Source organism: Paraglaciecola sp. (assembly GCF_051252315.1).
In the GTDB taxonomy this organism is placed as follows: domain Bacteria; phylum Pseudomonadota; class Gammaproteobacteria; order Enterobacterales; family Alteromonadaceae; genus Paraglaciecola.
In genome coordinates, this window is sequence record NZ_JBPOFP010000027.1 from 25,464 (window position 1) to 46,806 (window position 21,343).

General features: G+C 38.5%; 20 protein-coding genes. 1 reads left to right on the forward strand and 19 read right to left on the reverse strand.

Annotation, left to right across the window (positions count from 1 at the left end):
* Positions 1 to 44: 44 nt before the first annotated feature.
* From ACSHXM_RS07400 to ACSHXM_RS07490, 19 genes are all read right to left on the reverse strand, one after another.
* On the reverse strand, positions 45 to 1,916 hold the full coding sequence (locus ACSHXM_RS07400; protein ID WP_435688112.1) for an SUMF1/EgtB/PvdO family nonheme iron enzyme: 1,872 nt from the start codon (positions 1,914 to 1,916) through the stop codon (positions 45 to 47).
* Positions 1,917 to 2,072: 156 nt separating this feature from the next.
* Entirely contained in the window at positions 2,073 to 5,711 is a 3,639-nt protein-coding gene (locus ACSHXM_RS07405) for a DUF6701 domain-containing protein (protein ID WP_435688113.1), read from the reverse strand.
* Positions 5,711 to 6,160, reverse strand: a complete 450-nt coding sequence (locus ACSHXM_RS07410; RefSeq protein WP_435688114.1) for a pilus assembly PilX family protein — start codon at positions 6,158 to 6,160, stop codon at positions 5,711 to 5,713. The genes ACSHXM_RS07405 and ACSHXM_RS07410 overlap by 1 nt, the downstream gene beginning before the upstream one ends.
* Positions 6,150 to 6,995 (reverse strand): PulJ/GspJ family protein, encoded by an 846-nt coding sequence (locus ACSHXM_RS07415; protein ID WP_435688115.1) that lies wholly within the window; start codon positions 6,993 to 6,995, stop codon positions 6,150 to 6,152. The genes ACSHXM_RS07410 and ACSHXM_RS07415 overlap by 11 nt, the downstream gene beginning before the upstream one ends.
* Before the next feature lie 2 nt (positions 6,996 to 6,997).
* Positions 6,998 to 7,585, reverse strand: coding sequence for a prepilin-type N-terminal cleavage/methylation domain-containing protein (locus ACSHXM_RS07420; protein ID WP_435688116.1), 588 nt, complete (start codon positions 7,583 to 7,585; stop codon positions 6,998 to 7,000).
* A complete protein-coding gene (locus ACSHXM_RS07425; protein WP_435688117.1) occupies positions 7,575 to 8,132 on the reverse strand; it encodes a type II secretion system protein in 558 nt (185 codons plus the stop codon). The genes ACSHXM_RS07420 and ACSHXM_RS07425 overlap by 11 nt, the downstream gene beginning before the upstream one ends.
* A gap of 84 nt (positions 8,133 to 8,216) precedes the next feature.
* Positions 8,217 to 8,786, reverse strand: coding sequence for a prepilin-type N-terminal cleavage/methylation domain-containing protein (locus ACSHXM_RS07430; protein WP_435688118.1), 570 nt, complete (start codon positions 8,784 to 8,786; stop codon positions 8,217 to 8,219).
* A 157-nt stretch (positions 8,787 to 8,943) separates the two neighbouring features.
* On the reverse strand, positions 8,944 to 9,576 hold the full coding sequence (locus tag ACSHXM_RS07435) for a type II secretion system protein (protein WP_435688119.1): 633 nt from the start codon (positions 9,574 to 9,576) through the stop codon (positions 8,944 to 8,946).
* Positions 9,577 to 9,601: 25 nt separating this feature from the next.
* Positions 9,602 to 10,132 carry a hypothetical protein gene (locus tag ACSHXM_RS07440; RefSeq protein WP_435688120.1) on the reverse strand — a complete coding sequence of 177 codons (531 nt, stop codon included), beginning with the start codon at positions 10,130 to 10,132 and terminating at the stop codon, positions 9,602 to 9,604.
* Between the two features lie 5 nt (positions 10,133 to 10,137).
* Positions 10,138 to 11,364: a type II secretion system F family protein gene (locus ACSHXM_RS07445; RefSeq protein ID WP_435688121.1), complete on the reverse strand. Its 1,227-nt coding sequence runs from the start codon at positions 11,362 to 11,364 to the stop codon at positions 10,138 to 10,140.
* Positions 11,351 to 13,204, reverse strand: coding sequence for a GspE/PulE family protein (locus ACSHXM_RS07450; protein WP_435688122.1), 1,854 nt, complete (start codon positions 13,202 to 13,204; stop codon positions 11,351 to 11,353). Before ACSHXM_RS07450 ends, ACSHXM_RS07445 begins: the two co-directional genes overlap by 14 nt.
* Complete coding sequence (locus ACSHXM_RS07455) at positions 13,201 to 14,316, reverse strand: tetratricopeptide repeat protein (protein WP_435688123.1); 1,116 nt, start codon at positions 14,314 to 14,316, stop codon at positions 13,201 to 13,203. Before ACSHXM_RS07455 ends, ACSHXM_RS07450 begins: the two co-directional genes overlap by 4 nt.
* Positions 14,313 to 15,221, reverse strand: a complete 909-nt coding sequence (locus ACSHXM_RS07460) for an ExeA family protein (RefSeq protein WP_435688124.1) — start codon at positions 15,219 to 15,221, stop codon at positions 14,313 to 14,315. The genes ACSHXM_RS07455 and ACSHXM_RS07460 overlap by 4 nt, the downstream gene beginning before the upstream one ends.
* 3 nt (positions 15,222 to 15,224) lie before the next feature.
* Entirely contained in the window at positions 15,225 to 16,892 is a 1,668-nt protein-coding gene (gene mshL, locus ACSHXM_RS07465; protein ID WP_435688125.1) for a pilus (MSHA type) biogenesis protein MshL, read from the reverse strand.
* Complete coding sequence (locus tag ACSHXM_RS07470) at positions 16,882 to 17,223, reverse strand: hypothetical protein (RefSeq protein WP_435688126.1); 342 nt, start codon at positions 17,221 to 17,223, stop codon at positions 16,882 to 16,884. Before ACSHXM_RS07470 ends, mshL begins: the two co-directional genes overlap by 11 nt.
* Positions 17,224 to 17,898 carry a type II secretion system protein GspM gene (locus tag ACSHXM_RS07475; protein WP_435688127.1) on the reverse strand — a complete coding sequence of 225 codons (675 nt, stop codon included), beginning with the start codon at positions 17,896 to 17,898 and terminating at the stop codon, positions 17,224 to 17,226.
* Positions 17,891 to 18,448 carry a PilN domain-containing protein gene (locus ACSHXM_RS07480; protein ID WP_435688128.1) on the reverse strand — a complete coding sequence of 186 codons (558 nt, stop codon included), beginning with the start codon at positions 18,446 to 18,448 and terminating at the stop codon, positions 17,891 to 17,893. Before ACSHXM_RS07480 ends, ACSHXM_RS07475 begins: the two co-directional genes overlap by 8 nt.
* 56 nt (positions 18,449 to 18,504) lie before the next feature.
* On the reverse strand, positions 18,505 to 19,437 hold the full coding sequence (locus tag ACSHXM_RS07485; RefSeq protein WP_435688129.1) for an MSHA biogenesis protein MshI: 933 nt from the start codon (positions 19,435 to 19,437) through the stop codon (positions 18,505 to 18,507).
* A 212-nt stretch (positions 19,438 to 19,649) separates the two neighbouring features.
* The gene (locus ACSHXM_RS07490; RefSeq protein WP_435688130.1) at positions 19,650 to 20,519 is read right to left on the reverse strand and encodes a sugar phosphate isomerase/epimerase family protein; all 870 of its coding nucleotides are present in this window, start codon (positions 20,517 to 20,519) and stop codon (positions 19,650 to 19,652) included.
* Between the two features lie 286 nt (positions 20,520 to 20,805).
* Here ACSHXM_RS07490 and ACSHXM_RS07495 point away from each other — a divergent pair.
* A partial coding sequence (locus ACSHXM_RS07495; RefSeq protein WP_435688131.1) for a PAS domain-containing protein occupies positions 20,806 to 21,343 on the forward strand: 538 nt, incomplete at its 3' end.

A 21,343-nucleotide genomic window follows, 5' to 3' on the forward strand; every position in this document is an offset into this window, starting at 1 on the left:
AAAATCCCGACTTGTTAGCCGGGATTAAAAACTAGTTATCAATGTTACTGTTCGCGAACAACTCTGAAACCAATATAGTTTGAACGGAAACTACTATCTAGTTCCATACGAGTCGAAGCTCTAGCTAGACGAGGTGCAAAATTCCAAGCTCCACCGCGAACTACCGCGTTGTTAATGTTTTGTTCGCTAGTTGTCCATTCCCATACATTGCCCACGGTATCAAATAGACCAAAGTCGTTGCGTTCAAATGAACCGACTGGTGCTGTGCTAACATTTGACCATTGGCTACCGCACCAACCACAATTAGCGTTATCAGTATTAACACCTTCACCCCACCAGTAGTCAGTTTCTTTACCGGCGCGAGCTGCATATTCCCAACGAGACTCTGAAGGTAGTTTATATGCGTGGCTACTGGCTTTTGAAATCCACTCTACATACGCTTGTGCATCATTCAAACTAACACAAACCACTGGACTTTCATCAGTTTGGATAAATCCTGGGCTACGCCAGTTGCGGTCACTTTGCCATACTGCTTTACCGTCTTCGTAAAAAGCACAACCTTTAGCTTTTTCGGCATCAGTCACGTAGCTTGTGGCGTCTACGAAGATTTCAAAAGCTTTGACATTAATTTCTGTTTCACTGATACCAAACGACTGTTTAAAGTCTTTGGTTTGCACTGGACGTTCATTATCTAAGCCTAGACCTGTAATATCACCCATTCTAAAGCTGCCAGCTGGAATGACTACTAAATCTGGACCCGGGATGTCGCCAGCTAGGATATCTTGAATTCGTTCACCTTTACTAAAGGTGTATTGTGCACGGTCTAGTTCAATTTTTAAGGTTTTAGGTTCTGTTAAAGAAATAGTCTGACGACTTGAGTCGTAGCCTCGTTTAACAATTTCAACATCATGTTCACCAGAAGGCAGCATGACTTGTAATTTAGTTGAGCCGTAACTTACGCCGTTAATAAATACCTCATCGTCAAATACATTTGAACGAACTGTTAGTTCGTACATGACTGATTCATCTGTGACTAACGTCGGCGGTATAGCAGCAAGTTGTGTTACTTCTTGCCCTTTAAAGTTTACGCAATAACGTTTATCTAATCCTAATAATTCACATCCTACAGCACGTTTTAAATTGCCTTGAAGTTGTAAATTCATTTTTACGTTGTAGTTTCCTTGTCCGCTGAAGTTGCTATCCGCTACCTCACTACGTAAAACTTGTACAGAAGCATCCGATGTTTGTCTTCTTTTTTCAGCTTCTACTGCTTCACTCAATCCATCAAACACGCTATCTAAGAATCGCTTAGATGCTTTTTGTTTCGCTAGAGCTTTGCCTCTAACTGTACACTTGGATAAAGTTTCATTCTTATCACAAGAGATTTTATGGCTGACAACTACAGACTCTTTTCGATTAAATTCTTTATATAAGCGGTCAACACGAGCGCTATTGTATTGTTCTTTTAAACCTTCAATAGTGTTTAACAAACTGTGTTTAGACACCTGCATTTGTTCAACGTCTTGCAGCTTAGCTTGCCATTCGTTGTATTTATCCGTGATGGCATCTTTTATAGCTTTGTGGGTTCTTACTGCCTTAGCATAGGTTGAGCGCACAGGGGTGATATCTAGCTCTGGGTCATCTATCACTTTTTCATACTGTATGTTCATTTCAATCAAGGCGGACTGTCTATCTGCTTCTGCAAGAGTCACATTTTGTCTAAGTTCGGCAAGATCTTTTTCCAAAATATTTGCCAGATCAATCTGAGCATCCAAATCACTATTGTAATTATCGTATTCAGATTGTTTAGTGGATATTTTTTGCTCAATCTCAGAGACCGAAAGAGCAGCAGCCAAAGCCTGTTGGCTACCCAAAGAAAAAGCAGCGATAAAAGTAAGTTGAGCTATACGGTTCATTATAAAATTCCAAACTGATTGCCTATAGGCAACTATTTTTATTGTTATGATACAAAACAGGCACCAACCTGCCCACTCACAACTTTGTCATCCTATGCTATTGAGTTATAACAAAAAGCGCAAGGGCATTAGGCCTGCAAAGTCGATTTATTTACCTTAATTAAATACTTCACGCCATTGAATAATCCTTTCGTTACCTCTAAACAGACCAAAATTGATGGTGGCGTTAGGATAATCTGTTATTTGTGGATCAGAATCGGCGTCATCTGGCGAATCAACACAAGATGCCTGATTACAAATCACTCCATCTCCATTCCAATCGTAATTTAGATAACTCGTCCATGAGTTTGGACTGACAAGTGGATTGAGTTGCATTGTTAGTTCACCTTGGGTATTGGGAGCGTTTAATACTAAATCGAATATTTTGTCAGCTTCACCCAGTAACATTAATCCATCACTTACTACATTATTAATTTGATCGCGAATATCAACTCCACCAACAGGAGAAAGTATGAGTTGAGCAGTGGATTCATTAAATTCTATCGATGTTGAATTATCTAATGTGTTTACTAACCATTGATTATCTTGGTAATACTCGACTTTAAAGGGCACTTGAATTGAGTCCGTTTCTGGTCCGTAAGTACTATCAAGTGTAAATCTACCAAAACGCAAATTCGCGCCAGTTACCGATGCATAACTAAACCCATTACAACTTAGATCTGCATAGTTATCTCTATAACAAATACCATTACTATCGGTAAAAAAGGATGCAAAAAACTCAATATTTAATGTCCCGTTAAATGGGTTTACAGGTCCAAACATTTTATTATTGGTATCAACTTTATGATAGGTCACCTGGGTGCCGTCTAATGCTATTTTTTGACCAAATAGGGAATAGTCATTCGTAATGAGAGGTGAATTTGTGTGGGCCACGCTGGCAGTTCCAATATAACCACTTGTATCTGCATAACTAAGTTTAGATGTATTCATAATAGCGGCTAACGCAGGTGCATAAGTCCAATCAGCATAGAGATAATTTTGAGTGGTTATATCTAAAGCATTTTTAGGCACTATGGTAAAAGTGGGCTCCTTAACAAAAGTTATGGCTTGACCAATATAGGTGAAGTTAGCAGCACTGGCATTAATATAGGTATTGTCTAATGCCACTCCAGTTTCAAAACTGACATCATAATAGGCGGGAATGAATGTGCCTAAACTTAAGTTTTGTTGAGAGGAGATGGTGTTTCCTAAATAACTTGAGTCTTGTACGTCTAGGGTTATTCGCCCTGTTTCACTATAAAAGGCATTGGAATAGCTGTATTCGCCTCCTAAAAACGTCAGGCTGCTGGTGGAAGTAAAGGCTGGATTGCCTGTGGCGCTTTTAATTGTTGCACTGGTCTTATAATTAAAATCACCATCTAGGGTACCGGAAACAGTTGGGTAATCTCGTATCACTTGAAGTTTTAGGTTTTCTGGCTGGTAGTTGGGAAGCAAATTATTGCCAGCACCATAGGCGCCTATTTTGTAGTTAAATGTTAAGCCTGAGGTGTATATATCGGTATCTGCTACACCAGAATAAACCAAGTTAGCGTTGCTGGTTTCCAATTTTAAATAACTTGGGTATATGTCAATTTGGCCTGAACCTTTTAAAACCTTAGGGTTATTAATACTTTCTGCACTGAGGGTTAACCTTCCTGCATCGGCATAGTTTACTGCCGTAAGGGCGGCTATGCCATTGCTGTCAAAAAGCAGTGACATGGTTTTACTAAACTCACCATTGCCATCACCTGAAACGTTTATGCCAGCCAAACCAGTCAAACAAGCGCTAGGAGATTGGCAATCAAAACCGAACGTGATGTCTGTTGTTCCGGATAAAGCTGCCTGACAGGCGCCAGTGGTTGTATTGATTTCTACGGCTCGAAAATTCACGTTTTGCCAATTGGATTCGGCTAGCTGATCAGGTACCGGGTCGCCAATGTTTTGTCCAAAAAACTCGAATCCAGCGTTTACAAATACTAAATCACAAGCCTCAGCGGCACTAGAACCATTGCAGGTTAAGTTGTTGGTAGGTGTTTCACTGGTATTAGTGACGGATAAAGTGACTGTTTCAGCGGTAGTATTCGCGTAAGAGAAACTTTCACTACCAGTAAAAGAATGAGAACTTTGTATGACGTTATCAGCGCTAAAGTCTAAGGATGTAACAGTTGAATTTAATGTACATGCAGCATCTTTACAGGCTTTAATTTCGATACTTGCAGCAGAGCAAGTAAGTGCTTGATTAGGATGACTGATATCATAATGATGAACTTGAACACAGGGTTGGGGTGGTGTAGTCGCTAAAACTGCAATTTCTTGCTGGTTTAGTAAACCTGAGTAAATTCTGAAGTCATCCAATGAACCGTTTAATGAATTCGAATTCGGTTTCCAAGTACTTCCTCCGATAGTGAGTGTGGCGCTAGGCTGAGCCGTTAATGTTTCATTCCCATTGTTGTCTAAAGCGCCATTTATATAAACCGCCCAATCTCCTGTGGTGACATCTGTGGTGAAGGCGAAATGTGTCCATGTATCAGTTGTGGTAAATGCGCCACTTGTTCGAATACTATTATTTGAACCAGTTTTATTGATGTCGATATACATAATGCCACCGGCATTAAACCGTATTTCAAAACCATCACCAAAACCAAAAATGCGATTTAAGGAGTTCGGTATACTGGGTATTTTCATCCAAAATGCTACTACTCCTGTACTTGGCGGGGTAAAGGATGAGGTAGTCAGTCGTTGGTTTTTACTCTTGTCGAAATCCATGTAAAAACTATCAGCTTCGCAAAGCCAAGTGGGATCTTGATCGTTTTCGGTATTTGAACCACCCAAAGTTGCATTTCGTCCATATCCACTGGTATCAAAAGCGGTTTGCCCCGAGCCTTGATCAAACTCTAAATGAAACATTAGTTCTGGTGCCGACGTAGTACATAAATTACTAAAATCATAACTATCTATGATGCCAGGTTGATGGGTCACAGTAGCGTTTGAATTAAGAGTAAGATTGCCTGTTGAAATAGAGCCAGTAAAACTAGCTTGACTATTAACTGTTGTAGTGCCGTTAGAATAAACTAAACCAGATAATTTGGAGTTTGAATTTAAATTAATGTCGCCTAATACGTTTAGGTTTAAAACAGCATTGTCACTAATGCCGTTAATCTCAGCGTTACTATTAACATTTACGCTATTTTTAACATAAATATAAACGGTTCCGTTACCTACAACGTTTATTTTAGTCTGACCACTATTTAGGTTTAATTGTTCTACCCAGTAAATACCGGGACGCATGTTTAAGACACCTTTGCCATCGACAGTTAAGCCCTTAAAATAGTATTCATCATAATTAGCTGAAAAATTTACATCCCCCCCTTTTTTTATGGTCACCCAACCAAAAGTGTTGGTATTGTTGTTGCCTTCACCAATAGTCGTATTTGAATAACTTAATGAAGGCCCAGCAGAGAAAGAGGGGAAGCTCGCTAAATTAACTGCTTCTGCAGGTGCGCCACTCGCACTGCAATCTGCGGACACGCAACTATCACCTTTGTTTGAATTTATCGTTTCATGTTTAAATGGTAATACAGGTGAGGTCGTATTATAAATGTATGAATTAGCATTTACTGTTAATCGCCCATTTGAGGTATGGCTTTGGGCGCCAGTAGGAAACACAGCACTACATTCAACAGCAATACTAAATGGACTCATTGACATAAGTAGTATTAGTAAAGTTAAATGAAAAGGGGGAATTAACAGTTTCATTAGTTTGCTACCAATGCATCGACATAAATTTCTCGGCTAACTATTATATCACCTGCATCACAACGGCCAATACTTGTGAATTTTGAATAGGTAAAAGTATTACTGTTATCTGTCACAACTATGTCGTTATCTGGGGTTACTTGATAGCTACAATTTTCTAAACCCGCTATGCCGGTGAATACAAAATTGGTGGGATTCGAGCAAGGAGAGCCTCCTGCAGTAATTGGGTATTTCGCTGCCAAACATCTTTCTAACCCAGTCCTAGCCGCATTAAGTGCTCTTTGTCCTAACACTTCATAAATGACGGACTCAGATGATGACGCAAGCAGTCTGGTCATAGTGAGTCCTAACATACCAAATACAATAATCACAAATAGCGCAATAACCAACATACTGCCTTTTTGTTTTGTATTATTTATTGGGTTAAATCGGGTATGTTTAAGGCACATTAGGGATATGTACCTCTATGTTGTAATTGATGGTTTCTTCGTTACGTTCAAATGCAAATAGAATATTGATTAAGCCATTTCTGGTTAAACTAGCCCCAACTACTTGAAACGGCAAGGTGTTGGTTAACCCGTCGGCCATAAGTACACCACCATTTGAATGTACGATTTGTGTTTCAGATATGTTATTTTGGTAACGCCTGATTTCGCCATTAATATTTGTGCAGTAACTCACTGATTGGCGACCAAAATACAAACGTGAAGCCGGTGAGTTGTCACCGAAAGCCTCAGTGAAGGTTAATGTTGCTGTATGTTGTGAATCATCTAATGTCCAGCAATCATCGTCGGCGCTAGCATCTTGTTCAGAGCAGGACAGTATTTCTCGTCTTTTATTGCTACTGTTTGCATAAATATCAGTATTTGAAGTGGGATATACAAATGCATAATCGCCGCTTACACTGCCATTTTGTTGAGTGACTTGATAACCCGCGGTGTTTTGGCCAATCTCTGTTAATGTTGCTTGGTTTGTATTATCGGGATAGACCGACAGAGAGGTGTAATAAGTGGCCCACAGAGCCGGAACAAACTCTAAACATTGATTATCGCCAGATGATGCAGTCCTGGTACTGTTGGGGATCGCCTGACGCAATTCGCGGCTCAATCTTTCAATGATAAAACGGCTATCTGATAAAAGTTGGTCTCTTTCATTTACATCGGCATAAATACCCATTCCAGAACGTATAAAACCAAATATTCCAACAGACACCACGCCCAATACAATGATCACAGTCACTAATTCAACTAAGGTAAATCCCTGTTTTTTTAGTTGGCGTGACATCACTAATAATTCGCTCTATAGGTTGAAAATATAATGTCTTCATTATTGGGTGTAGTGACTGTTACTTTGATAAATTTGTTATTACCCACATAATTATTGCCGCTGGCAATGGTGTCGTCTATGCCGTCAAAGTTATCATCGTAATACACAGACACCGATAAACTAAAACCTTCATACAAATTATATGATGCTGCGCCGGTACCGACTTGTAATGTTTGATTCAAACTATTTCGTATGTCTGAGCCTGTTGCGGTATAACCGTTGTAATCATCAACATCATTAAAATCAAGACGAATACCTGTGGTTTGGCCAATGACACTACAAGGAATAGTGGAATCGGTGCTTGGATTGTATTCATTACAACGAACAAAACCTCCCACGCGACTTGAATTTTCATCAAAAGGTTTGTTAGAGATCTCACTAATTAATGCTTGGCCTAATTCTGCTGCTCTTACTTGGAATATCGGGTCAACGCTGCGTATGGCTTGAGGTACTATCAAGGACACAAATAATGTCATGGCAATAGCAAATACCACTAATCCAATGACTAATTCAACTAGCGTAAACCCTTTAATTGGCTTAACAAGCATGAATGTAACCTTCGGACTCAATACATACCTTTACTGTGTTCTCGCCGCTGAGTTGGACATTACATTGAAGATTACAAGAGGCACCAGTTGATAGGCTCGGGCGTCCCCAATTATCAAATTGAATAGAAGTAAAAGAAGCGCCAGAATCGTCTTGGGTGGTTAAAGTAACATCGTCTGATGACATTTCTGAGCTGCTGGCAACGCCAATATAATCGGGACTTGTATAGTCAATAGTGTTTTCACAAGTAGGTGATGTTGAACTAGGCGTTTGGTAATTTCTGCTTGGTGGTCCAAAAGCCGCTGGGGATAAATTAAAGTTCACTTTGAAACAAAGGTCTTCGCGCGTGTCATTCATGGCACGAGTTTGCATGTTACGTAAAGTTGATATTAGCCGAGACTGGTAGGTGTATTCTGCGTAACCAGCAGAGCTACCAAGCCGGCTATAGGCAGACACGGCGAGCACGCTGATTAGGCTAATGACCACAATCAATTCTACAAGTGTAAAGCCAAATGGTTTCTGTCGATGAGTAGATTTACTTAATATCATGGTCATCCAATAGATATAGGCGACACATTAAGGAGGCAATTTATAAACATAAAAGGGTGATTAACCCTTTTATATTGGTTTAATTTAGCAACCGCCTTTAACCACTGTGATAACAGCTGGAGTATTAACACCAGTAGCATCAGCATACAACACATGGCAACTGTCACCATCTACTGCGGTTTCTCTAAAATCAAAAGTAGCACCAGTAGGACTGATACCAAATGTATTAGATGCAGGAGTAGTCTCGCCAGAGCCACCAGTACCATCCGTCAGCACCCAATCAGCTGCTTCTAATTCAGCGAATGCCGCTATATCAGTACCAACTACTGTGCCACTTTTAATGGCAGTGAAACTATCAGAGTGAGGGTATCCAAAATCAGTAGTAATGGTTAAACCATTTGCCACAATTTGATTTGCCGCTGTCGCTGTACCTGGAGCAGCGTTGCCTTGCTCCCCAGCAATAGCAGATTTGGCGTAAACTAATTGTGCCCCCCCTTGTAAAGCTGCTTTAACACCTTCTAGTGTTGCACCACGGGCATCACCTTGAATATCAATAAATTTAGGCGCCGCAGTTACAGCCAAAATACCTAAAATAACGATGACGATAATTAATTCGATTAATGTAAAACCACGTTGCTTTTGCATATTACGCATAATATTTCCTCGAAGGATTATTAAAAATTGTAAGTCCTTTAACAGGTTAGATGTTTTATACCATCAAAACACCTTAAAGCGCTATCTTGTTTAGGTATCTATTTTTTTACCTAATGTATTTAAATTTGTTACCTATTCAATTAATCGGCACTGAATTCTAATTATTACTAAAAACAATAACTTGTCCAATTCTTGGGTCATAAATAAAACCATTGCCAATAGTATTGTCTGTAGGTTGTACTGATTGATTCTTAATTGTTTGGGTTAAATAGTAAAAACAAAGGTCATTGCCCCCAGATCCGTTACCGTTACTCACATGAGTAAAATAACGATAGTTATCAAAAGGGCGGTCAGCCCAATTGGATGAAATTGATGGTGCACTTTGCATTATTAAGTTAAAAATACTTTCACAATCTAAGGTACTAACTAGATCATCTTCACTGCTGGAGTCAGTAGTTAATTGGCCTGTCGGGTAACCGGAATCTTGATCAATTCCAACCTGGATCCCTTCAATGGTGACAAAAGACAAATTAGTACCTCCATTCTCTTTTGGACGCCCGTCTAATTCCCACTGTGCACGTATTAAGCCTACACCTGTAGCAAACCCGCCTGCTACTCCTTCAACTGTTGCATCTTCGGCATCAGTTGTAACATCTAATAACCTAGGTAACGCTGTGGCAGCGAGTAGTCCTAAAATAACCACAACTATAACCAATTCGATAAGGGTAAAACCTTGTTGCTTGGAATGTATGTTTTTACTATGTGTATGGCTCAAACCAGGCTTCAACATTTATAATTCTCCGTCAAAATAAAATTTATGATTTAACTTTAAGCACTTGACCTAAATGTAATTTATATTCGAAATATGGCCCGGTAGATAATCTAAAACGACAAGCCGAATCTAATTTATCCCCGCTTAAATTTTCGCCATTGTAATATTCAGCAATGACTTTAAACCCTTCTACTTCCATTGGAACATCTAACACCATATCCCAAATTTTTTCGCATCCTGCGGAGTTTTCCGTAGACTTTGGCCAACCTTGATGACTCATAAAAATAGGTCGTCTTTTGGTCTCTACTAATTTTTTGTCCTTACCTAATTTATTTGCATATGACACTAACATAACGATTTGAGGCCGCCCTTCTGCTTGCCACTGCCAGTGCGCATTATGCACACTAGTGTTAAAACCTTCGGCTAGTTTTTCTAAAGATAAACGCCTTACGTCGGGTGAACTGCTGTTTAAATACAGAATAAAACCTAACATTAAGCCAACAAAAACCGCCACAACACTTATGTTGACAAAAATGCTGCGATTTCTTTCTTCTGTGGCTTCGCTTTTTAACACATTCGTTACCCTTTTATGGCCCCCATCATATCCCACATTGGAGTAAATATACCCAGGGCCAAAACCAATACCATGCTCGCTACTATTACTATTAATATAGGTTCAATTTTAGATGTTAGGCTTTTTAAATCATAATCGACTTCTCGCTCATAGAACTCCGCCGCTTCTGATAGGAGTTCATCAACTCGTCCAGTTTCTTCACCTACATTTATCATTTGCAGCACCAGAGGCGTAAATAACTGACTACTCACGGCAACACGAGATAAACTTTCGCCTTTTTCAATGTTTTTTCGCATGGTAAGTATACGGTCTGCCATAAATGAATTATTGACCGCTTCTGAGACTAGGTTTAGCCCCGCTGTTAAAGGAACACCTGCCACTAACATCATTGAGAAACTGCGAGCAAAACGTCCTAATAATGTCCGTTCAAATATGCTGCCCACTACAGGTAAACGGATTTTTGCGCGATCCCATTTGTAACGTCCATTTTCTGTTTGTAAATAACGGTAAATCATATAAACCATTAGCCCTATACCCACTAATAAATAGTGCCACTTAGTCATAAAGAATTCAGAAGTCGCAAGTAATACTTTGGTCATTAATGGTAGTTCGGCACCAAAAGATTTAAACATGTCAGCAAAGATTGGGATCACTACCATATTCATGATTACCATGGCGATGACTATCGCAATGAGCACAAACATGGGGTATCTGGTTGCCGATTTTATTTGCTTACGTGTTTCTAGTTCACGTTCTAGATAAAAAGATAATTGATTAAATGCTTCGTCTAACTTACCTGTGTTTTCACCGACGTGTACCATGCTGACAAATAACTTGTTAAATACTGTCGGATGTTTGTTGAGGGCTGAAGACAGAGTTCTGCCCCGTTCAAGCTGGTCTGCAACATCAAACAATGCTGCTTGTAATCGTTTTGAATTAGTGGTGTCAGCTAGGCCTTTTACTGCTCTTAATATCGGGATGCCAGATTTAGCCAAAGAAAACATTTGACGAGAAAAAATAACTAAGTCATCAAGTTTTATTGATGGTGTAAACAGTGAAATTTTCAGTTCAGACGTATTTGTTGAATCTGCTTCTTGGTTTTCTATAATTTCTAGCGGTATAAAATTTCGGCCAAACAAAATTTGGGCAACTGCTTTAGCATCGGATGCCTCAAGCACGCCTGTTGCCATTTCTCCAGTAGACTTTCGAGCTTTATAACTAAACTGAGCCATCGTTATTTTCCGTTGGCTTGTCATTAGGTTCTAATTCAAATTTACTGGTGCTTTTTGCCGGTTGTTTGAGTTCGTCGTTTTGCTCGCCAATGACAGCTTCTAGTTCTTCTTGTTCTGAAACTTCATCAGGTTCAACCGTTTGTTCTTCCGACACTATTTCTATTAATTTGAGAACTTCGTTAACAGTAGTAATACCCATTTTGGCATACATCAATGCTACTTTGGCCAGTGGTACGAAACCTGGACTTGACTGAGCGACTTGAGCAAAGGTGACTGTGTCACTGTTCTTAAGAGCATTCATCATGTTTTCGGTCATTTCTAATAATTCAAAAACCCCAACTCGCCCTTTATAGCCAGTGTTATTACAAGTTTGGCATCCTTTACCTTTTTTGAATTTAATGGCGTGTAAGCCATCATCTAAGTTTTGTAACCAAGTCAGTTCTTCGTTTTTTAAGGTGTATTCTTCGGAACAGTTTTCGCAAATTTTACGAACTAAACGTTGGGCCACTACGGCCCTAAGTGAACTTGCGACCAAGTACCCTGGCGCTCCCATATCTAATAATCTCACTGCACTGCTGACTGCATCATTAGTATGCAAGGTAGATAACACTAAGTGACCTGTTAATGCCCCTCTGAGACCAATTTCTACCGTTTCTTGGTCGCGCATTTCTCCAACCATTATTATGTCTGGATCTTGGCGTAAGGTGGTGCGTAACACATTGGAAAAGTGTAATCCTATTTTACTATTAGTTTGTACTTGGTTAATTCTTGGTAGACGGTATTCAATTGGATCTTCCACCGTAATAATTTTGGTAGATGCTTGGTTTAACTCACTCAATGCGCCATACAAAGTCGTCGTTTTACCTGAACCTGTGGGGCCTGTCACTAAAATCATGCCATGGGGCCTGTGTAACAAGTTCCTGAAGCGTGCAAGTAAACTACTTGGCATACCTGTTTGATCTAATGATAATAAACCAGCCGATTGATCGAGTAGACGCATAACGACGGATTCACCGCCGTGAATGGGCATAGTTGAAACACGCACATCAATAGTATGCCCTTTAACACGTGTCGTTGTTCTGCCATCTTGGGGCAAACGTTTTTCTGAGATGTCCAATCCAGACATTAACTTAAGGCGCAGTACTAATGCCGCCGCTATGTTTTTTTCTTGGATGACGTTTTCTTGTAAAACACCATCTACACGCATACGAATTCTTAATATTGCATCGTCTGGTTCGATATGAATATCGGATGCTTTTGCTTGCAAAGCATCTTCAAAAATAGACTGCAATAATCTAGCGACTGTGGTGTCTTGTTCGTCATCAACACCTACATCGAAATCAAAATTAACATCATCTTCGTATTCTTCAGCAAGTTCTTGGGCAAAAGAGGCAATTTCTTCAGTACGGCGATATAAATTATCAAATGCCAGCAATAACTCACTTTCGCTGACCACGCCAACTTCAAGAGGTTTTGGCAATCGGCCTGATAATACGTCTATAGCAGCTAAATCTGCCGGATCACTCATGGCAACTAATAACTTGTCGCCTTTGTCTTCGATGACTAGTGCGCGGTAACGACGAGCTTGAACTTCAGGCAATAAATTAACTACGGCGGCTGAGACATTGTGCTGACTTATGTCTATCAGCGGAACTTTGAGATGTTGCGATAAAAAAGATAGCAGCTGTTCTTCAGATACAAAACCTAACTCAGTTAAAATGTGTCCTAATCTTCGGCCAGATTGTTTCTGCGCGGACAGAGCTTGTTCTAATTGCTGCTCATTGATAATGCCTTTTTGCAGCAATAAATCGCCTAAACGTATTTTTATTTTTGCTTTCATTTAGACTCCGCCAATATCAGTATTCTTTGTTGGACAAATTCAGAAACGGCAGTTTCTAATTGATTACCTTGCATAGATTTTTTATAGGCTACCAAGGCGTTATTAACATTCCCAGTTTGATCTTCAATCACAGCTAACCCTAGCCACCATTTTGAATTAGTTGGATTCAATTGTGTCAGCGCACTGTAATCGGATCTTGCTATGTCCATTTGTTTAAGCTCTTTGGCTAGAGAGGCGCGATAGGCTAAAAACTCTTGGTTGCCCGATTCAGCTTGTGCATCGACTAATACCTCTAGTGCTTGGATATTGTTACTTTGGCTCACAAATACACGGGCCAACATCAGCCTTAAATCACTTCGAGTTGGAAATTCTTCAATACTTTTTGCTAATAACAATTTAGCTTGTTTATGATTTCCCAAAGCAAATTGAATTGATGCTAATTTTTTACGGGCCAAAATGTTTTTAGGTTGTTGTAAAGTTAGCTCTTTTAATAAACTTGCTGCTTTAGTGTTGTTGCCAGCGGCTAAGTGTTCGGATATTTGTTGTTTTAAATCAACTGATTGAGCCTCATTCTGACTGCTTACCATAGTGAAATTAGTTGTGGTTTCAGTGTTTGTTTTTACTTGGGGGAGTTGAGTATCTTGATTTTGAGCTTCAGAAACACTTGGTTTAATGCTTTGTATTTTAGGCGCTTCTGAGTGTAATTGAACTGTTGTTGAACGGTCGTTGATAGTCGCAATTTGATTTGGGCTTTCGTTATTTAGTATGTCTGAATGAGGTACTTCAACCAACACTTTATTACTGTTTTCTATGCTGAGTTTCTGTTCTTGTGTAATCGATGCTGGTGAGGAGCTTTGTTGCAACATTGGTTTGGGTTTAACTTGGCTAGCCGTGCCCTCGTCACTCATTTTAGCGCTTGTTTGATTCGGTTCCTGCGTATTATGTAAGGGCATAAATAGACCGTACAAAATGGCTAATGTGCCCACAGCTATCAGTATAAAAATAAGACGTTTAGAATGCCTTTTTGTCGGTGGTTGATAATCGGCATTGATGGCTTGGTTGTCATCTTCTCGAGCTTCAAGATCTTGAAGCATTTTATTAATGACACTCACAAGCTGTACCTTAACCAAGAAAGGTAACCACCGGCAGCTAACATTATTATAGCCACGGCACTCAAAGTGAAAAGCATTAGTTTATTGCCTATAGGTTCGGCTGCTTCTGTGTCAACAATAGCGTGTTTTAAGTGTTTAACATTGACCTGTTGCATACCTTCGCCATAAGCCAGCATTAAAGCTTTGTGGCATAACACATTGACTATGCGAGGAGTACCTTTGCTAGCTTTAAACAGTAATTTGCTGCATTGGTCGTTGAAAACATCGGCTCCCTTATAGCCAGCAACTTTCATTCGATGTTTAACGTATTGATACACTTGATCCGAGTCCATTAACTGCAAAGTATAAGCAAAAGTAATTCTTTGTTTAAGCTGTCTTAATTCGGGTAAAGATAACTTTTGGTTTAATTCGGGTTGACCAAACAATACTACTTGGATCAACTTACGGGTTTCGGTTTCTAAATTGGTGATTAATCTTAATGCTTCAATACTTTCTATGGGTAACGCTTGAGCTTCATCAATTATTAACACGACACTTTTGTTTTCTTGGCTTATTTGAATCAAACGTTGTTGAATGCGTTGTGTAAATTCTTGTTGATCGGTTTGGTCGGTCAGTACAACACTTAACTCATTTGCCACGGCTCGACGTAATTCGCTCGGGGTTAAATAAGGGTTGGGAATATAGGCTGCAACAAATGGGTCAGGCAAGTCATTTAGTAACTTTCTACAAATTAGGGTTTTGCCGGTACCGACCTCTCCGGTGACTTTGATAAATCCCTCACCGGTTTTTAAAGCTGTCAGTAATACTTGAATGGCTTCTTTATGACTTGGCAATCCAAAAAAATAGCTGGTGTTTGGGGTCAGCGTAAATGGTAATTCTTTAATACCAAAGTGGTATAAATACATGAGCTATTCCACTAATAACCAATCAGCCATTTGATCTCGACTTCGGCTAAGTGTTTGTTTCCATGTTTGACTATTCACCACTGTAGGTTTAATCAAGATCACTAATTCTTTTTTAATTTCTTTTTGTTGTTTGTTTTTGAACAAGTTGCCTAATACAGGTATATCTCCTAATAAAGGAGTTTTCGATTCTGAATCAGAAATAATGGATTGCATCAAACCACCAATGACCACTATTTCACCCGATTTAGCGCGAATAACAGTGTCAGATTCGCGAATATTACTTTGAGCTAGTGGCAGAATATATTGTTCTTCGTTTAACGTGACGACCTTTTCTTGTTCTTGAGTTTCAATAACAGAAGGGTGTACATGTAGTAATACTTCCCCATGTTTATTTATTTGTGGTGTGACGTCTAAGGCTATGCCTGAAAAGAAAGGAGTTAATTCAATATTTGGCACAACCGAGGTGCTACTTGAAGAAATAGTACTTTGACTCGATACGTCAGTTACAAAATATTCATCGTCTCCAACTTTTATCACCGCTTTTTGGTTATTAATGGCCGTGACTCTTGGGCTAGACAATACTTGGACATTTCCTTGAGTTGATAACAATGACAACACGCCAGAAAAATCTTTATTGATAAAAGATAAGCTGGTGATATTGCCAAGAGCGGCACTGATTGAATTACCAATTGAACCTGTTGTATTTGAGAATTGAAAATCTGTTGAACCACTGTTAGCTAAAATTTGTCCCCAATTAATACCTTGTTGAAACCCATCATTCAGTGAGACTTCTATTATTCTGGCTTCTAAAATAACTTGCCTTTGAACAATTTCTTCAGATACGGCTAAAAAGGCTTTAATCGCACGTATTTCACTTGGCATAGCTCTAACAGTGACCAATCCTGCTTGAGGGGTAACCATGACACTTTTGCCTTCCTCGCTACCTATCATTGTTTCTAAGGTCGCTAATAATTCGGTCCAGAAGTCGGTTTCGGTGCTTGTGTATATATTGGTGCCATTAGCGCTATTGTTACTGCTGTTGTTTCCGCCGTAGTTATTGCCACTATTAGAGTTACCACTAAAATTATTTTGAGAATTACCAGATTGACCATTGCTGTTATTATTACCATTAGAGGCGTTTTGAGACACACCACCCGAGGTAATTCTGGTTTGTGTTGCACCATCTCGCTTCATCAGTAAATAATTCACGGCAAAGGTTTCTGAGCGCAACCCTGCTGGGTAAATTCGATAGATGTTATGTTTACGTTCGATTTCATATCCGTAAAGTTCTGCGACTAAATCAAATACGTCGTTTAAAGCGACTTGTTTTAAGTCTAAAGAAATTTCACCACTGACTTCTGGATGAATAGCCACGCTATAAGGAGTGTCTTTGACTATGCTGCTGAAAAACATCTGAGCCGGTAGTTTATTTGCATTGATGTCATATTTAGCGATGCCAAATAATGGTTCAGTTGGCTCCGATGATTGTGGCATTAGTGCCTGATTTACTTCTTCTGGTACGTCTTGCAAAGTTTTATCAATGGGTGTTTGTTCTTGATAATCTGCTAAAGCAGCATCCATCGCGGTCTTTGCGGGACTATTTTTAGGCGGCGCTTGGCAAGCGACCGATAATATCAACAAACTAATAAACGCTATTTTTTTAAAAACCATTATTGACATCTTTTTTAATAGAGTGGCTATTTAGGACAAGTGTTTTTTTTCCGTCAGTTGTATCAAGTACGACTTGATTTTGACCAATGAAAATTAGTTTATTTCCGTTCACTTCTTGCCCTTTTTGATAATTCTTCCCATTGATTACTGCGTACTTATTTTTATTATTAATAAACACTGCTGATAACTCAAACTCTGGTTTAGTATTTTGAATGTTTTCTTGTTGATACACTCGTGTGTGTTTAGGACGAGTAGGATCAACTAAAGGTTTCGCATTCACTACACTTATAATAGGTGTAAAAGCTAACATGAGACATGCAATTTTTTTCATTTATGCCCCTATAAACGCTTGGCTAGTACTTAATGTATAAATTTCTAGATTAACTAAGCCCTGTGGATAGGCATCAACTTGATAGTCGAATTTTTTCCAATAAAATTTCCACTTCAATGATTCTAGTTTTTGTAAATAAGTTTGAATATCAAAATAACTTCCTTGCAATACAATTTTTACACCATGACGATACAGGTCTGCTGTACGTTCGGCTCCATCTTTATCTGGTTTTGATAAATATATAGGAGTTGGGTTAATTGAAGCCAATTCAATGAGTTTAATGCCTTTGTTATCACTGAGTACATTTTCTAACATACTAGCCATTTGATTGGCTGGCACTAAATTATTGGTTTGTTTTTGCAACTCTAGATCCCAAGTTGCAATCTCTTTATCTAATAGTTCAATACGTTCACGGATCGTCGCATTAGGATCATTTTTAAACTGATTTTGCACTTCGGCTATTTGTTGCTGCAATTTTTCTTGTTCTGATTTTGCAAACAAAATGTCGCTATTCAATCTTTTCGTTTGATTTATATTGGGTTCAATTAAGAATGTATAGGTTAACAATGAAATGGCAACTAAACCGGTCACCAAAATAAGTAATTGTTCACGTAGACTGATAGCTAAGAACTTATTGGAAAGGCTTTGCCAACCAGCTTGGTTGATATCATTCATTTGAGTCGCCTTGCGTGGTGGTTATGTTTTCGCCAGCAGCTAATACAAAACGCAATTGTTGTTCTTCATTTCTATAAATGTGGGTATCAGAAAAATTTTGACCTTTGAAATAGCTACTTTGGTTTAACAAATTATTAATCCAATTAGGAATGCTTTCAGTTTTGCTTGCTGCTCCTTCTATTGTGACATTTTGTTCATTTAGATAGATACGAGTCAACCAAATATCTGCTTGATGATATTCAGCCAAATCTAACATTAACTTAGCATAACCACTGGTTTTTCCTTTTTCTTGTCCCATTAACTCGTGATAAACACGTTTTTTTAAATTGGTAACTTGTTGCTTTTTTGCGACTTGTGAGTGTAATTCAGGGTCGATTTTTAGATTGGCTAGTTCAGTTTGCAGAGCTTCAAGTAGAGCCATTTTTTGGTGCTTAATTTGGTCGACCTGATTCAATTCTATTTCTAACGTTTGCTGTTTGTTTGAAAAGTAAAAATTTAAAGTGAAAACCAAAACTAAAGTGACAGTCCATAAAAATATTACTAAAGGCAAAGACAGCAGCCTTAATTTAGGGCGAAATCTTTGAGGGTATAAATTGACCTGATTTTTCATTGGACGATTAACTGAGGATGATGGATAGCTGCTGCTAAACTCGCATAGCTAGACGATGTAACAGGTAGGCTGTCATCCATTTGGATGTATGGTGTAAACTTCTCAACTGGGATATAAATTACGGCTTTAATTAAATCAGCTAATGCATCTTGGTGTAAAGTCTCAAGGGCAATGTATACCTGCTTTATAGGAGCTTGGCGCAATTGGCTTTCAAAATAATCCATAGATCGTTGAATTTCTAAACTTAAGTTATCTGCTATGCCCATAGAGAGTTCTTCTGGAGACAAGCTTCCGATGCTTTCATAGCCTTTCAAGCGTCTAGAAAAATAAAGCTTATTTTGTTTGATAATGTTTAAACTAAGTTGCCCACCTTGCTGTTGTTTAAGCAAAATAATCGCATTATCACTTTGAGCACATAAATTACACACGGCTAATTCTTCTATACCAATATCTTGTAAGTTTAGCTCAGCTTTTAAAATTCCATCACGAATATGAATGACTTCGTTTTCGGCTAAAGCCACAACATTAAGATGGGCAACTTGTGAAGAAGAAGATGCAGGGGGGTCAAAATAATCAATCACTAGTGCTTCATCAGTAGACAGAAGTTCTTTTACATTCCACTGCAATGCATCAATCAACTCTTCTTCTTTGACTGCAGGTTTTTCTATTTGTAGGGTTGTATATTTGGTCAGGCCTAATACGACGTGGCATTTTGTATTAGTTAAGTTTTCTTGTTCTACGTAGAGTTTTAGTTCTTCTTGCCAGTTTTCGATATTAATAAAATGCTGTTTAACCCATGAAAGGTTGCCTTTAACTTTCTGTAAACTAGAAATTTGAATCCCTTTTAGGCCAAACATGATCCCCACAGAGTGGTATTGAGAAGCAGCAGAAAAGCGGCTTTTAATATAATCACGCCAACCAATATTCATGTCATAAGCTACAAGGCTAAAGATTTAGTTGTCATTACACCAAAAATATAGCTAAAGCGCTAGTGATTAACTTTATGATTTTAGAAATTTAATGAAGGAATCCAATGATTTAAGCTGAAGTATAAGGAAAATAATGACACGAAATAATTACCGAAAGGTAAAGGTGTAAGTGTTTAATGCCCATTAGAGAGGGCATTAAACATAAAGTTTGATTAGTGATTGTGTGCATCTAATTGATTTAAATATTTGATACTTTCCGGCACTTGAAGCATGACGCGTTTAGACTCGTCTTCTATAAAGAAATAACGAATGCCTTGTTTTTTCGCTTCAGCTACAACAGAGGCAATGCCTACATCACCTGTGCCTAACACCACATTGGCTTCAACATCTGCTTTGCCATCAGTTGAGTTTTTAGTACCTTTTTTGCGATCTTTTAAGTGTAGTGATAAGAATCGTCCTGGGTATTTTTGTAGTAGTGCAGTTGGATCCATTCCGCCTTGTTTGACCCAGAAAACATCCATTTGGAATGCGGCATGTTTGGTATTTTCTATCATATAATCAAGAATTGTCCCGCCTTTATACGGCAAAAATTCGTATCCGTGCGGGTGATATTGGAGGGTTATTCCATTTTCTTTTAATATCTTTCCGGCTTTGTTTAATGCTTTTACAGCGCCTTTGGCATCGTCGATTGTAAACCCTTTTTTACCGTCATGAGGGATCCAATAGAAAGTGGCAAAACGACTACCAAAATATCGTGCTTTGTAAACTACCGCCATAGGATTATCTCGGATTTCATCAAAAGATGTATCTACGCTGGCAATTTGTAAGTCATTTTTGATTAGTTCATTTCTAAATTCTTCAGCAGATAAATCGTAATGGTTACCACCACCTTCAACTATTTTGATGCCCCACTTGTTGATTTCAGCGAAGGTATTTGGAATGTCTTTTTCCATTTGGTGCCTGACACTGTAAAGTTGTAAACCTAATTCATGAGCAGCAACGGGCAAAGATAAACTTAGCGATAATATGGTTAAACAACTTGCTTTAAGCCATAGGGCTTTTTTACTAAATGATTTGAACATATTTTTAAAACTCCTTGAGTATGAATAGGTGTAATTTACAATAACTTAACATTCTCAAGTCTAGCTTTTTATTGTTGATAAAAAGTAATGAAATATCGGCTTGCGATGATAAATATTCGGCGCTCAGTATTCAGTGTATTGATTGTGTTTTACAGAGATGTGTTAAAAAAGCCAAAATGAATAGATGTAAATGGGTTTATATTTGCAATGTTGGTTTTGAGAATGCAATAATTTCAGCGTTAAAAGCTGAAGTTTTATATTTGAAATTTTTCCTCGGGGCATAGGTTTGACAGTTATCAATACTAAAGTTATCCAAAAAAAAGAGTTTTTAGAGCAGGTGATTGGATTCGAACAAATATTAGCAATGTTCGATTTATTAACTGATTCAATATTTTGGATTAAAGATACTGACAGTGAAATAATTTACGCGAATAAGAAATTTTATGAACACCTTGGTTATCACTCGTTGACTCAAGTGATTGGTAAGTCTGACGGTGATTTTTTTCCACCTCATATTGCCAAACAATTTATGACAGATGATAAGAGCGTTATGGAAGGTAAAGTGATAACCGATAGGCTTGAATTGAATATTTTGAATTCTGGAGAGTTTGCTTGGTTTTCTACTTCTAAACGTCCTTTATTTAACAAACATCAAGAAATAGTCGGTTCATTTGGGTTTACGCATTTATTTTCTAAAGCGTCGAAAGCATTATCAAGTATCGATGCAATAAAAGAACCTATAGAATACGTACGAGAAAATTTTCATAAAGAGATAAGCATCGATGAGTTGGCAAAGTTAACTTTTGTTTCGGTTAGTGCGTTAG

Coding starts and splice junctions, on each gene's coding strand:
- ACSHXM_RS07400 (WP_435688112.1), bottom strand. CDS start 1,916: ATGAACCGTATAGCTCAACTTACTTTTATCGCTGCTTTTTCTTTGGGT.
- ACSHXM_RS07405 (WP_435688113.1), bottom strand. CDS start 5,711: ATGAAACTGTTAATTCCCCCTTTTCATTTAACTTTACTAATACTACTT.
- ACSHXM_RS07410 (WP_435688114.1), bottom strand. CDS start 6,160: ATGTGCCTTAAACATACCCGATTTAACCCAATAAATAATACAAAACAA.
- ACSHXM_RS07415 (WP_435688115.1), bottom strand. CDS start 6,995: ATGTCACGCCAACTAAAAAAACAGGGATTTACCTTAGTTGAATTAGTG.
- ACSHXM_RS07420 (WP_435688116.1), bottom strand. CDS start 7,585: ATGCTTGTTAAGCCAATTAAAGGGTTTACGCTAGTTGAATTAGTCATT.
- ACSHXM_RS07425 (WP_435688117.1), bottom strand. CDS start 8,132: ATGATATTAAGTAAATCTACTCATCGACAGAAACCATTTGGCTTTACA.
- ACSHXM_RS07430 (WP_435688118.1), bottom strand. CDS start 8,786: ATGCGTAATATGCAAAAGCAACGTGGTTTTACATTAATCGAATTAATT.
- ACSHXM_RS07435 (WP_435688119.1), bottom strand. CDS start 9,576: ATGTTGAAGCCTGGTTTGAGCCATACACATAGTAAAAACATACATTCC.
- ACSHXM_RS07445 (WP_435688121.1), bottom strand. CDS start 11,364: ATGGCTCAGTTTAGTTATAAAGCTCGAAAGTCTACTGGAGAAATGGCA.
- ACSHXM_RS07450 (WP_435688122.1), bottom strand. CDS start 13,204: ATGAAAGCAAAAATAAAAATACGTTTAGGCGATTTATTGCTGCAAAAA.
- ACSHXM_RS07460 (WP_435688124.1), bottom strand. CDS start 15,221: ATGTATTTATACCACTTTGGTATTAAAGAATTACCATTTACGCTGACC.
- mshL (WP_435688125.1), bottom strand. CDS start 16,892: ATGGTTTTTAAAAAAATAGCGTTTATTAGTTTGTTGATATTATCGGTC.
- ACSHXM_RS07470 (WP_435688126.1), bottom strand. CDS start 17,223: ATGAAAAAAATTGCATGTCTCATGTTAGCTTTTACACCTATTATAAGT.
- ACSHXM_RS07475 (WP_435688127.1), bottom strand. CDS start 17,898: ATGAATGATATCAACCAAGCTGGTTGGCAAAGCCTTTCCAATAAGTTC.
- ACSHXM_RS07485 (WP_435688129.1), bottom strand. CDS start 19,437: ATGAATATTGGTTGGCGTGATTATATTAAAAGCCGCTTTTCTGCTGCT.
- ACSHXM_RS07490 (WP_435688130.1), bottom strand. CDS start 20,519: ATGTTCAAATCATTTAGTAAAAAAGCCCTATGGCTTAAAGCAAGTTGT.